Raw genomic sequence first — 12227 nt, forward strand, 5'->3', positions numbered from 1 at the left:
ATCCACCTATTGCGTAGCCGCATTATCCTTTTCTTGCGCGGTCGCGTCCATAGTATCGGACCCGGGAGCCAGCCGGGTCAACAAGATGGAAATCCGCGCGCCCCCTTCCTTGCGGTTTGCAAGGTCGATACGCCCACCATGCTCTTCCACGATCTTGCGCACGATCGCCAATCCTAACCCAGTCCCGTGGGACTTTGTGGTTACGTAGGGTTCGAACGCGCGCTGCATGACCTGCGGAGGAAAGCCGGGGCCGGTGTCGGCCACCGTGAAGCGCAGCGCCTGGTGCGCCACGCGGTCAGGCTGTTCGCTGCGCATGAGCTGGGTCGTCACGCTGACCCGGCCCTGTCCGCCCATTTCCGCGATGGCGTCGCGGGCGTTGGACAGCAGGTTGTGGATCACCTGTCGCAGCTGGGTCGGATCGCCCTCGATATCGGGCAGGTCCGCGCCCAGGCTCACGTCCAGGTTCAGGGCCTTTTCGGTCAGGCGGGGAGACGCGCCATCGGGCTCCCAGCCATACAGAGACAGAACGTCCGCCACCAGCGCATTGAAGTCGATGCGCTGCATGACCGCTGGCGGCGTGCGGGCGTACTCGCGGAAGTCGTCCACCATCTGCTTCAGCGACGCCACCTGGTTGACGATGGTGTTGGTGGAGCGCTCGACGATCTGGGCTTCGGTCGGCGGGAGCTTGCCTTCCAGCTTCATGGCAAGGCGCTCGGCGGACAACTGGATCGGCGTCAGCGGATTCTTGATCTCGTGGGCCAGCCGGCGCGCGACCTCACCCCAGGCCACGGTCCGGTTGGCGGAAATCACTTCGGTGATGTCGTCGAACACCACCAGGTAGCCGTTGCCGCGCCCGTCCACCCGCAGGTGGGTGCCGCGAGCCAGCAACGTGAGCGGCTGGGACGCGGCGGCGCCTTCGGCCTGGGCCGGCGCAATCTCGAACTGCTGCTGCCAGTGCTGGCGCTCGGAGCCGACCGCCGCATGGGTGGAAAACGCCTGACGCACGATGTTGGCGAATTCCAGCATGCCGTCGGCGGTCTCGAGCGGGCGGCCGATGACCGAACGCAGATCTGCGCCCAGGATGGTTTGAGCGCCCTGGTTGACGGTCGTGACGCGGAACGCCTCGTCGAACACCAGCACCCCGGAAGACAGGTTGGACAGCACGCTTTCCAGATAGACGTTGGAACGCTCAAGCTGCTGACGGTTGCTTTCGACCATGCGGCGCGCTTCGTCGAGCTGGCGCGTCATGGCGTTGAACGAGCGGGTAAGTTGGCCCACCTCGTCGCGTTCCGGCGGTTCGGGCAGGGGCCGGTAATCGCCCACGCCCACCGCCTGGGTGCCGCCCGCCAGGCTGAGCAGCGGTCGCACCAGCCGCTTGGACAGGGACAGCGCGACCGCGATGGCGCCGAACGCAGCCAGCAGCAGGGCCAGCGTCAGCGTAATGCCGTAAAGCTTGCGCAGGCCCAGCCGCGACAGCGCGAGCTCTTGGTAGTCGCGAAAGCCCTGTTGCACCAGATTGGCGTTATGCGCAATCTGTTCGGGAACCGGCTGCAGAAGCTGCAGCCAGCGGGGTTCGGAGACCGGCCCGAGCAGGTTGTCGTAGCGGTCCGGGCCGTTCAGGGGAATGACGACGCGCAGGTGCAGGCCGCCTTCGGCGCCCGGGGTGACCGGGTCATCGGCTTCGGCCGCCGAATAGCCGCGCGACAGCCGCAGCTGGTTCATGACGGTGGACGGCGGCATGGCGGGCAGCAACTGGCCGTACTGGCTGGTGGAAAACGCCACCATGCGGCCGCTGCCGGTAAAGACCATGGCTTCCTGCACGCCGTTGGCCTCGCGCAGACGCGTCAGGGCCAGCGTCACGCCGCTGTCGGTGCTGCGGTTCAGCTCCATGGCCATGGAGCGCGCGCGAACGTCCAGGTCCGCCAGCAACGAATCCAGCGCGGCGCGGCCCAGGTTCAGGCCGGCTTCAAGCGCCGTGTCCACGCGGACGTTGAACCAGGATTCGATCGAACGCGACATGAACTGCACCGACACGGTGTAGATGAGCGCGCCCGGCACCACGCCGATGAGGGCGAACGCCAGCGAAAACCGGGCTGTCAGCCGCGCCCCGAACTGGCGGCGCCGGATCTGCCGGGCCAGCCGGACGGTCAGTGCGACCACCCAGATGAAGAGCGCCAGCGCGAAGATGCCGTTCAGGACCAGCAGCGTGTCGTAGTAGCGAGCAAAGCGCGAGGCGTTGCCGGTGGACCAGGCCAGCAGGCCCAGCAGCGCCAGGCCGCTCACGGCGCCGACCATCAGGGCCAGCCGAAGCAATCGCCTCATGAGGGGTCTTTCTCCTTTTCGTCCAACGTGAACGAGAAGTCCATCCAGGGGGTCGCCTGCGCCCACGAACTGCTATTTAGCGCGTTGACCTGGAAAGGCCGGGGCAACAGCGACGTGTCCAACCGCAGCCGAATCTGTCCGCCGTACTCAACCCCGGCGTCGAGATCGCCAGCGTCCGCCACCCGCCAGCTGCGGATATGCCTGATGGCGCTCATGGCGTCGTCCAGCGAGGCGACCGGGAACGACAGTTCACCCACCCCCGCGCGCCACTGGCGGGTCAGCGCGTTGTAGACCACCCGCCAGGTGCGGGACGTGTCCACGACCGTCTTGTCGAACCAGTACCACCGTTCCCGGGTAATGGTGAGGTCTGCGGTGAAGTACAACGGGACGCCGCGCTGCGCCGCATCCCGCAACTGCTGGTTCAGTTCGAATTCTATGTCCGCGTCGATTTCGAGATTGCCGCCGCGCACCACCGGGTCCACCCGGGTCACGACGGGCTCGGACGCATGCGCCAGACCACCCGGCGCGGTGGAAAGCAAGGCAGATACCAGCAACAACCCAAGAAATAAGCGCGAAATAATGGACATACGGCACCAAACTACGTCATGCCCCTATTCTTGGTGATTCAGGACTGCTTGGCAAACAAGGCGTAGAAAAATCCGTCGTGTTGCGCCGCGGGTGTTGCATCGACAGCAACTGGCAGCAGTTGGCCCGGCGCATCCAGCCGCTTCGCATCAGGGTGGCGCTGCAGGAATTCCAGGGCCTGGCGCGTTCCTTCGATCGGAAACACCGAGCAGGTCACATAAAGCAGACGCCCGCCCGGCGCGACCGTGGACCACAGCGCGTCCAGGATCCGGGTCTGCAGGCTGGCCGTGCGGCGCAAGTCGTTTTCCCGACGCAGCCAGCGGATGTCGGGGTGGCGGCGCACGATGCCCGACGCCGTGCACGGCACGTCCGCCAGCACCATGTCAAAGGGCTTGCCGTCCCACCAGGCGTCCAGATCGGCGGCGTCGGCGGCCTTCAGCCGCACGTGATCGCCGCCAAGGCCCAGGCGCTCAAGATTCTGCTCCACCCGGGCGAGCCGGCCGGCGTCGGCGTCAAGGGCCAGCAGGTCGATGTCGGCCAACTCAAGAAGATGCGCCGTCTTGCCGCCGGGAGCCGAGCAGGCGTCCAGGACCCGCATGCCATCCGTGGGCGCCAGCAGTTCGGCCGCCAGTTGCGCGCCCGCATCCTGCACCGACCACCACCCTTCGGCAAAACCGGGCAGCTGCGTGACGGGTTTGGGCGTGGCAAGCACCAGTCCGGATTGGCCGACGGGCTCGGCCGCAAGGCCGGCGGCCTGGAACGCGGCCAGCACCTGTTCGCGGCTGGCGCGACGGCGGTTTACGCGCAGGGTAAGGGGAGCAGGCAGATTGGCAGCGGCCAGGATTTCGCGCCATTGCTGCGGATAGGCCACGCCAAGTTGCTTTACCCACCAGCCGGGATGATTCCATTCCGCCTCGGGGCTGCCGGCCACCGCGGCATCGAGCGCCCGGCGTTCCCGCAGGAAACGCCGCAGGCAGGCGTTCAGCATGCCCTTGTAGGACGCAAGGCTGCGCGTGCCGGAAGCGCCGGTCACGGCCTGGTCCACGACCGTGTGCGGTGCGTAGACCGGCATGCCGGGCAGGGCCGCCGCCGCGTCGCCCTCTTCCTTGAGCAGCGTCAGCGACACCAGCAGCAGGGATTCGAAGAGGACGCTGGGGTAGCGCTGCACCATTTCGCGGCCCACGGCGTCCGCCCATCCCAGATAGCGCATCGCATGGAAAGACACGGCCTGGGTAGCCGGGCGCAGGGAAGCATCGACATCGCCCAGGGCGTCCGTCAGCGAACGGCCGTCCAATACGTTCTCAACCACCCCCGCGCTGGCAAGAAGGACGGAAGAAAGCGGAGGAGCTAGATTGGGGGAGTCGGAACGCGTGGACATGGTGCGAAATCAAAGAGTAAGACCGCTATGGTAGCCCGGACCTGGACGGACGGCAGCGGGCGCGGCACACTGGCTTTCCGTCCCGGAGCCCGTCCATGACCCTTGCCACGCTTCTGCTTTTCGCCCTGGCCTCCGCCGTGACCATCATCACGCCCGGTCCCACCGTGCTGCTCGCCATGAGCAACGGCTCACGCCACGGCGTGCGCGCGGCCTGCTGGGGCATGGGCGGCGCGGTGCTGGCGGACCTGGTCCTCATCGGAGCCGTGGCGCTGGGCCTGGGCGTCGTGCTGGCGGCGTCCGAAATCGCCTTCCAGGTCGTCAAATGGGTGGGCGCCGCGTATCTGGCGTGGCTGGGCTGGAAACTGCTGCGTTCGGACGCCGCGCTCACGGCGCCTTCCGAACGCCCTGGCGACAGCCGCCCCGCCGGGCTGGCCCTGGGCCTGCGCAGCTTCGTCGTCGCGCTGACCAACCCCAAGGCCCTGCTTTTCATGTCGGCCTTTCTGCCGCAATTCATCAACCCCGCGGCGCCGCTGCCAGCCCAGTACGCCATCCTGGCCGGCGTCATGGCGCTGATGAACGTGGCCACGATGCTGGCCTACGCCACGCTGGGCGCACAGATGGTGCGCGCGTTCCAAGGATCAGGGCTGCGCTGGCTGAACCGCACCTGCGGCGGTCTGCTGATCGGACTGGCGGGGACGCTGGCGCTGTATCGGCGCGGTGCGTCCTGAATGACTCGCGGAGCGGGCACAAGCGGCCTATCCGCTCAATCCGGCCCCGTCATCAAACACGACTGAACCCACCTTTCCGGCATTGGAGAACGGCTCCATCCAGGCAGGTCCTTTTTCTGAAAGCCCTCCAGGGACGGGTAGCCACTGACGTTCCAGTTGTATCCGCTTGCATGTTCAACCTCGACAACGGAATAGCGGCACTGACGGCTACGCTCTTTCAATCAGCCGCTAGATGGATTTGCCGAATAAGACGAAAAAGCTAATGGCATGTCGATCAGCGATGTCCGAATTACCCTGGAAACGCACGGTATCAGGCGAACACGCGGTGCGAGACTCCCCGGGTTCAAGGCCCCTATCCCCGCCTACGGCAATGCCGTATAATCCTGCGCTACCCCGCTATTGCCCCACTGTGCGGCCGCCGGCCTGAATTCGGTTGGCGGGGAGTCGCCGCGCCGCCCACCCCCTTGATTGAGTTATGAAAAAGGCTGTTCCGCCCGCCCGGCCTGTCCGGTGGCAGGCGTCGCATATCAGCGAAGCGCGCAATCGCGTGGGCCTGCCGCAGGCGGATTTCGCGGAATTGTTGGGCGTCAGCGTGCGCACCCTGCAGGACTGGGAACAAGGCCGACGCAATCCGTCCGGCGCCGCACAGACGCTGTTGCGTGTGGCCATCCTTTACCCGGAAACGCTGCGCGACCTTTCCATGCAGGACCTTCCCGCCGGTCCCGAAACATTTGACGATAACTGCGCCGCACGCCGATTGCCCGTGCGCGAAACTACGGTGAATTAGATTGGAAGTTTTTGAACATTCCCGGCCCGGCAAAGGCGCCGGCAGTGCCGCCACCGACGGCAGCAGCTCCACCCTCGACGCCATCACGGCCGCCGCTCAGGGCGCCACCCCGGGGCGCGCCCCGCGCGTGGGGTTCGTATCGCTGGGCTGTCCCAAAGCCCTGGTCGACTCCGAACGCATCCTGACCCAGCTGCGCACCGAAGGGTACGAAGTCACGCCCGAGTACAACGACGCGGACGTCGTCGTCGTCAACACCTGTGGCTTCATCGACAGCGCCAAGGCCGAGTCCCTGGAAGCCATCGGCGAGGCCATTGCCGAAAACGGCAAGGTCATCGTGACGGGCTGCATGGGCGTCGAAGAATCGGTGATTCGCGACGTCCACCCCAGCGTGCTGTCGGTGACCGGCCCGCAGCAATATGAAGAGGTGGTGCGCGCCGTGCACAGCGCCGCGCCGCCCAACAAGGATCACAACCCGTACGTGGACCTGGTGCCGCCGCAAGGCGTCAAGCTCACGCCGCGCCACTACGCCTACCTGAAGATCTCGGAAGGCTGCAATCACCGTTGCAGCTTCTGCATCATCCCCTCGATGCGCGGCGACCTGGTCAGCCGCCCCGTGGGCGACGTGCTGAACGAAGCCGAGCGCCTGGTGAAGGCCGGCGTGAAGGAACTGCTGGTGATTTCGCAGGACACCAGCGCCTATGGCGTGGACATGAAGTACCGCAGCGGCTTCTGGAACGGCCGCCCGGTCAAGACCCGCATGACCGAGCTCTGTCTGGCCTTGTCCGAAATGGGCGTCTGGACGCGCCTGCACTACGTGTATCCGTACCCGCACGTAGACGAAGTGATTCCGCTCATGGCCGAGGGCAAGATCCTGCCGTACCTGGACATCCCCTTCCAGCACGCCAGCCCGCGCATCCTGAAGGCCATGAAACGCCCGGCCTTCGAAGACAAGACGCTGGCTCGCATCAAGCGCTGGCGCGAAATCTGTCCGGATCTGACGATCCGCTCGACGTTCATCGTCGGCTTTCCCGGCGAAACCGAGGAAGACTTCCAGTACCTGCTCGACTGGATGCAGGAAGCGCAGCTCGACCGCGTCGGCTGTTTCCAGTATTCGCCGGTCGAAGGCGCTCCGGCCAACCTGCTGGACGATCCCGTGCCGGACGACGTCAAGCAGGACCGCTGGGAGCGCTTCATGGCGCTGCAGCAAACCATCTCGGCTGAGCGCCTGGCATTGAAAGTGGGCCGCGAGATCGACGTGCTGATCGACGAAGTCGACGAGGACGGCGCCGTGGGCCGCAGTGCTGCCGACGCCCCCGAGATCGACGGCTGCGTCTACGTCAGTTCCGACAAGCCGTTGAAGGCCGGTGACATGGTGCGCGTGCGCGTCACGGACTCGGACGAATACGACCTCTGGGCCGACGCGCTGTAAGCGCCGCCCGAAAAAAACCGGCAGGCGCGCCATGCGCCTTGCCGGCGCCTGACGCCCTGCTCATCAACGGGCCCTCAGTTCAGCGAGCTATCAAGTCTTGGCCAGGAAATCCGACATGTCGTCGGCATGTTCCTCTTCCACCGCCAGGATCTCTTCCAGCAAGCGCCGCGTCGTGGAATCCTGTTCGCCGATGTATTCGATCATCTGACGATAGCTGTCGATGGCGATGCGCTCGGCGATCAGGTTTTCCTTGATCATCTCTTCCAGCGACTTGCACTCTACATACTCGGAGTGGCTGCGTTCGAGCAGGCCCTTGGGCGACAGGTTGGGCTCTCCGCCCAGCTGCACGATGCGTTCGGCCAGCTTGTCGGCGTGATCCTGTTCCTGCGTGGCGTGCTCGGCAAATTCGGCGGCCACGGGCTCGGCGTTCAGGCCGCGCGCCATGAAATAGTGGCGCTTGTAGCGCAGCACACAGACGATTTCGGTGGCGAGCGCTTCGTTCAGGAGCTTCAGTACGGTCTGCCGGTCGGCGCGATAGGTGTCGGTGATGGCGCCGGACTCGATGTCCTGGCGCGCCTTGGCGCGGATCGCTTGCACATCCATCTCGAAGGGACGGTTGGCCTGCTGCGGGGTGCGGGTTGCTTGTTCCATATCGTTAGCTCCTCTAAGTCAGTGAAAGCAGCACGACGCTGGACTTCCAGTCGTTTTCGCACTACCCAGTCTACCGACCGTGCCGGAACTTGCTGTGTCCAAACATTGCTCGCGTTTCGCCAACGCTCGGCGCCGCCCCCAAAAAGGGTCTGGCGCAACCTTGCGTAAACTATCGGCTTTCCGAAAGGCTGCGTGACGCAATCTGTAACGCTGCCGGCGCACCCACTCCGTCTTATGACTCTGAAGAACATCTGCGTGTATTGCGGTTCCAACCCCGGCACCCGTCCCGAGTACATCGAGCAAGCCCGCGTGCTGGCCCGCGAACTCGTCAAGCGCGACCTGGGGCTGGTATACGGCGGATCGGTGGTCGGCATCATGGGAGTGGTGGCCAACGAAGTGCTCGCCGGCGGCGGCCGCGTGATCGGCGTGATCCCGGAATTGCTGCTTAAAAAGGAACAGGCCCACCTCGGCCTGACCGAATTGCACATGGTGCAGAATATGCACGAGCGCAAGGCCATGATGATGGAAAAGGCCGACGGATTCGTCGCCCTGCCCGGCGGCGCCGGCACGCTGGAAGAGTTCTTCGAGGTCTGGACCTGGGCGCAGTTGAACATGCACCAGAAACCCTGCGGGCTGCTGAATATCGCGGGGTACTACGATGCGTTGATGCAGTTCATCGACCATACCGTCGAAGAAGCATTTATTCGCCCCCAGCATCGCGACATGCTGGTGGTGGAGCAAGACCCCGCCTTGCTGCTGGATCGCTACGCCATTTACGAGCCGCCCAATGTCTCGAAGTGGTTCGATCCGGTCAGGCAGCCTTGAACCCTTCTATCGAGACCAGAACGGAAGCCCCCGCAATGCCCACCGATTCGTTGTTCCCCGCCTGCACCGAGTCCGTATTGCGCGACTATTTTCACGCCAAGGACGAAAACCGCCCGCATTTCATGGCCCGCGCCTTCGCGCCGGATGCGGTGCTCAAGATGGCGCTGCGCACGCAAGCCATCGCCTTCCCTCCCGAATCGCACGGCCTGGCCGCCATTTCGGACACGTTGGTGCGCAAGTTCGGCCAGACCTACGACAACGTCTACACGTTCTACCTGTCGCGTCCCGAACCGAACGCGCGCCTGCCCGAGTACCAGTGCGACTGGATCGTCGGCATGACGGAAAAGGCCACCGGCAACGTGCGGATCGGCTGTGGCCGGTATGACTGGGCGTTCCAATCCGACCCCTATCGCGCCAGGCGGCTCACCATCACCATTGAAACCATGGTGACCCTGCCCGCCAGCGACGCGGCCACGGTGTTCGGGTGGCTGCTGGCCCTGGACTATCCCTGGACCAGCGCCGCCCGCGTGGTCGCCACGGCGCCGCCGCTGGAAGCCCTGGCGCCGGTGGTGCACTACCTCCTTCACCCGCACGGCGTCTAGGGCCGAACCGGCCAGTCCCCGTGCGCAGGCTTGGACGGCCTGCCCGCATTGGATTCCAGAATTGAAATACGACATTGCAGCCTTTGACTTCGACGGAACCTTGGCGGACACCATGCCCTGGTTCAATTCCATCCTGAACACCGTTGCCGACAAGTACGGCTTTCGCAAGATCGACGCGGCGGAACGCGAACAGCTGCGCAGCCGCGACGCCTCCGAAATCCTGAAGTTCCTGAATATCCCGCTGTGGAAGCTGCCGGCGATCATGACGCACGTGCGCGGGCTGATGCAGGAAATCGATCCCAGCGTCCAGCTTTTCGAGGGCATACCGCAAGCGCTGGCCCGCCTGAAGGCAAGCGGCCTGCGATTGGCGGTGGTCAGTTCCAATTCCATCGAAAACGTGCAACGGGTGCTGGGCGCCGACACCGCCGCGCTGTTCGATGACTATGAATGCGGCACCGACCTGTTCGGCAAGGCCGCCAAGATCGACCGTCTGCTCAAGCAGCATGGCACGGCGCCAGAGCGCTTCCTGCTGGTGGGCGACGAAACGCGCGATATCGACGCAGCACGCAAAGCCGGCGTGCGCGTCGGCTCGGTCGCGTGGGGCTATAACCATCTTGACGCCCTGCGCGGACGCAGCCCGGACGAGCTGTTCCTGACGGTTGACGACCTTCCCAACGAACTGGCGTAAAGCCCAGCCTCCCATGCACACCGATCCCGCCCACATCATCAACGACGCCAGCGCCTTGCAGGCGCTCTACGGTACGCCCGGGGAAGCTTCCCTGAAGAAGGAAGTGGACCACGTGCATCCGCACTACCGCGCATTCATCGAGGCGTCGCCGTTCGCGCTGCTGGCGACGTCGGGGCCGGACGGACTGGACGCCTCGCCGCGCGGCGACCCTGCGGGATTCGTGGTGGTGGAAGACGAAAAAACGCTGCTGCTGCCGGACCGCCGCGGCAACAACCGCATGGACAGCCTGCTCAACATCATCGCCGATCCGCGCGTGGCGCTGCTCTTTCTGGTGCCGGGCGTAGGCGAGACCCTGCGCGTCAACGGCGCCGCTCGCATCAGCGTGGATCCTGCCCTGCTCGCGCGCTTCGACATGGACGGCAAGCTGCCGCGCTCCGTACTGGTCATCGACGTGCATACCGTCTACTTCCAGTGCTCGCGAGCCCTGCTGCGCTCGCGGCTCTGGGATCCCGAAACGCAGATCCCGCGCACGGCACTGCCCAGCGTCGGCCGCATTCTTTCCGATCTGACGTCCGGCACGTTCGACGGTGTCACTTACGATCGCGACCTGCCCGCCCGCGTGGCCGGCTCGCTGTATTGACGAGGCCACCATGGCGCGCAACGTGGAAATCAAGGCACGGGTGGACAGCCTGGCTGCCCTCGAACACCTGGCGGCCGCACTGTCGGGGCAGGAGCCGGCCTTCATCGATCAGGACGATACGTTCTTCACGTGCAGCAATGGCCGCCTGAAGCTGCGCGCCTTCGCGGACGGATCCGGCGAACTGATCTTCTACCAGCGCGCCGACGACAGCGGTCCCAAGGAAAGCTTCTACGTCATCTCGCCCACAGACGCGCCAGACTCCTTGCGAGAAGCGTTGACCCTGGCGTACGGCGTGACCGGGCGCGTCAAGAAGCACCGCACCGTGTTCCTGGCGGGACGCACCCGAATCCACCTGGACCGCGTGGAAGACCTGGGCGAATTCGTGGAGCTGGAAGTGGTGCTGCGCGACGGAGAAAGCGCGCAGGCGGGCATGGAAGAAGCCCGCACGCTGATGACAGGGCTGGGAATCGCGGCCGAACAGTTGCTCTCGGGCGCCTACGTGGATCTGCTGGCGGCCCGCCGCCAGCCCTGACCTGCGTCAGGCCGGCTGCCAGCCACGCACAAAGACGTCCACCGGCTGGCGCTTGCCACCCGCCTTCTGCAACTCCAGCAGCCGCAATACGCCCTGGCCGGTAGCGATATCGATACCCTCGGCATCCGCCCGCAGCACGCTGCCCGGCGCGGCGGTCGCGGCTTCGTCCAACGCCTCCGCGCTCCACACTTTCACGGCGTCGGGCAAGCCCGGCAGGCGGATGCTGGCGCCCGGCACGGGGTTGAACGCCCGCACGCGACGCGCCAGCAGTGCAGCGGGTTGGGTGCAATCGAGCGCGGCTTCGGCCTTGTCCAGCTTGGCGGCGTAGGTCACGCCGTCTTCCGGCTGCTTGCGAGGCGTCAGCGCGCCCTTTTCCAGTTCGGTCAGCGCTTCGACGATGGCCTCCCCGCCAGCCAGCGCCAGCGCGTCGTGCAGTTGCGCGGCGTTGGTCTGCCCGGTGATCGGCACCACGCGTTCCAGCAGCATGTCGCCCGTATCCAGGCCCTCGTCCATTTGCATGATGGTGACGCCGGTGCGCGTGTCGCCGGCTTCGATGGCGCGCTGGATCGGGGCTGCGCCGCGCCAGCGCGGCAGCAGGCTGGCGTGGATGTTCAGGCAGCCCAGTCGCGGCAGTTCCAACACCCATTGGGGCAGGATCAGGCCATAGGCCGCCACCACCATCACGTCCGGCGCCACGCTTTCGAGCAATTTGCGCGCGTCGGCGGCTTCGTCGGGATAGCGGCCGTCCAGCCGCAGGCTGCGCGGTTGCGCAACAGGGATGCCCGCATCGAGCGCCGCCTGCTTGACCGGACTGGGGGTGAGCTTCAGGCCTCGCCCCGCTGGCCGATCGGGCTGCGTCATGACCAAGGGGATCTCGTGGCCCGCCGCCCGCAGGGCGTCGAACGCGATACGGGCGAATTCCGGCGTGCCGGCAAAGACGATGCGCATGGTGTTAACAGCAAAGGATTGAACGGATGGCCAAGCGAGGACGCTATTCCTGCAACCAGAGGTGCTTGCCGATCCGGGGTGCCGAAGTTCGGGCCCCGCAGACCTGCCAGCG

At 65.6% G+C, this 12227-nt stretch carries 13 protein-coding genes; 8 read left to right on the forward strand and 5 right to left on the reverse strand.

What is annotated here, in order from left to right; genetic code table 11:
* Positions 1-6: 6 nt before the first annotated feature.
* From RT614_RS18215 to rsmB, 3 genes are read right to left on the reverse strand one after another with little or no spacing between them, the layout of a single operon-like run.
* A complete protein-coding gene (locus RT614_RS18215) occupies positions 7-2322 on the reverse strand; it encodes an ATP-binding protein (protein ID WP_313623541.1) in 2316 nt (771 codons plus the stop codon).
* The gene (locus RT614_RS18220) at positions 2319-2909 is read right to left on the reverse strand and encodes a DUF4390 domain-containing protein (protein WP_313623542.1); all 591 of its coding nucleotides are present in this window, start codon (positions 2907-2909) and stop codon (positions 2319-2321) included. The genes RT614_RS18215 and RT614_RS18220 overlap by 4 nt, the downstream gene beginning before the upstream one ends.
* Positions 2910-2947: 38 nt before the next feature.
* Positions 2948-4285, reverse strand: a complete 1338-nt coding sequence (gene rsmB / locus RT614_RS18225) for a 16S rRNA (cytosine(967)-C(5))-methyltransferase RsmB (RefSeq protein ID WP_313623543.1) — start codon at positions 4283-4285, stop codon at positions 2948-2950.
* Between the two features lie 95 nt (positions 4286-4380).
* Between rsmB and RT614_RS18230 the strand changes: the two genes are divergently transcribed.
* From RT614_RS18230 to rimO, 3 genes are all read left to right on the forward strand, one after another.
* Complete coding sequence (locus RT614_RS18230; RefSeq protein WP_313623545.1) at positions 4381-5013, forward strand: LysE family translocator; 633 nt, start codon at positions 4381-4383, stop codon at positions 5011-5013.
* Between the two features lie 475 nt (positions 5014-5488).
* The gene (locus tag RT614_RS18235) at positions 5489-5800 is read left to right on the forward strand and encodes a helix-turn-helix domain-containing protein (protein ID WP_313623546.1); all 312 of its coding nucleotides are present in this window, start codon (positions 5489-5491) and stop codon (positions 5798-5800) included.
* 82 nt (positions 5801-5882) lie between these two features.
* Complete coding sequence (gene rimO / locus RT614_RS18240) at positions 5883-7229, forward strand: 30S ribosomal protein S12 methylthiotransferase RimO (RefSeq protein ID WP_313623781.1); 1347 nt, start codon at positions 5883-5885, stop codon at positions 7227-7229.
* 90 nt (positions 7230-7319) lie between these two features.
* Here the strand turns inward: rimO and RT614_RS18245 are convergent, their stop codons facing one another.
* Positions 7320-7880: a bacterioferritin gene (locus RT614_RS18245; RefSeq protein ID WP_313623547.1), complete on the reverse strand. Its 561-nt coding sequence runs from the start codon at positions 7878-7880 to the stop codon at positions 7320-7322.
* 234 nt (positions 7881-8114) lie between these two features.
* On the opposite strand from RT614_RS18245, the gene RT614_RS18250 reads away from it, so the two are divergent.
* From RT614_RS18250 to RT614_RS18270, 5 genes are all read left to right on the forward strand, one after another.
* Complete coding sequence (locus RT614_RS18250; protein ID WP_313623548.1) at positions 8115-8705, forward strand: TIGR00730 family Rossman fold protein; 591 nt, start codon at positions 8115-8117, stop codon at positions 8703-8705.
* A gap of 35 nt (positions 8706-8740) precedes the next feature.
* Positions 8741-9307: a hypothetical protein gene (locus RT614_RS18255; RefSeq protein WP_313623549.1), complete on the forward strand. Its 567-nt coding sequence runs from the start codon at positions 8741-8743 to the stop codon at positions 9305-9307.
* A gap of 61 nt (positions 9308-9368) precedes the next feature.
* Positions 9369-9995 carry an HAD hydrolase-like protein gene (locus tag RT614_RS18260; RefSeq protein ID WP_313623550.1) on the forward strand — a complete coding sequence of 209 codons (627 nt, stop codon included), beginning with the start codon at positions 9369-9371 and terminating at the stop codon, positions 9993-9995.
* Between the two features lie 13 nt (positions 9996-10008).
* Positions 10009-10635, forward strand: coding sequence for a pyridoxamine 5'-phosphate oxidase family protein (locus RT614_RS18265; RefSeq protein WP_313623551.1), 627 nt, complete (start codon positions 10009-10011; stop codon positions 10633-10635).
* A gap of 10 nt (positions 10636-10645) precedes the next feature.
* The gene (locus RT614_RS18270) at positions 10646-11167 is read left to right on the forward strand and encodes a class IV adenylate cyclase (protein WP_313623552.1); all 522 of its coding nucleotides are present in this window, start codon (positions 10646-10648) and stop codon (positions 11165-11167) included.
* A 6-nt stretch (positions 11168-11173) separates the two neighbouring features.
* Here RT614_RS18270 and fmt read toward each other — a convergent pair whose 3' ends face one another.
* A complete protein-coding gene (gene fmt / locus RT614_RS18275) occupies positions 11174-12115 on the reverse strand; it encodes a methionyl-tRNA formyltransferase (protein ID WP_313623553.1) in 942 nt (313 codons plus the stop codon).
* Between the last annotated feature and the right edge of the window lie 112 nt (positions 12116-12227).

The sequence above is a fragment of the Achromobacter sp. genome (genome assembly GCF_032102605.1).
GTDB lineage: Bacteria > Pseudomonadota > Gammaproteobacteria > Burkholderiales > Burkholderiaceae_B > Achromobacter.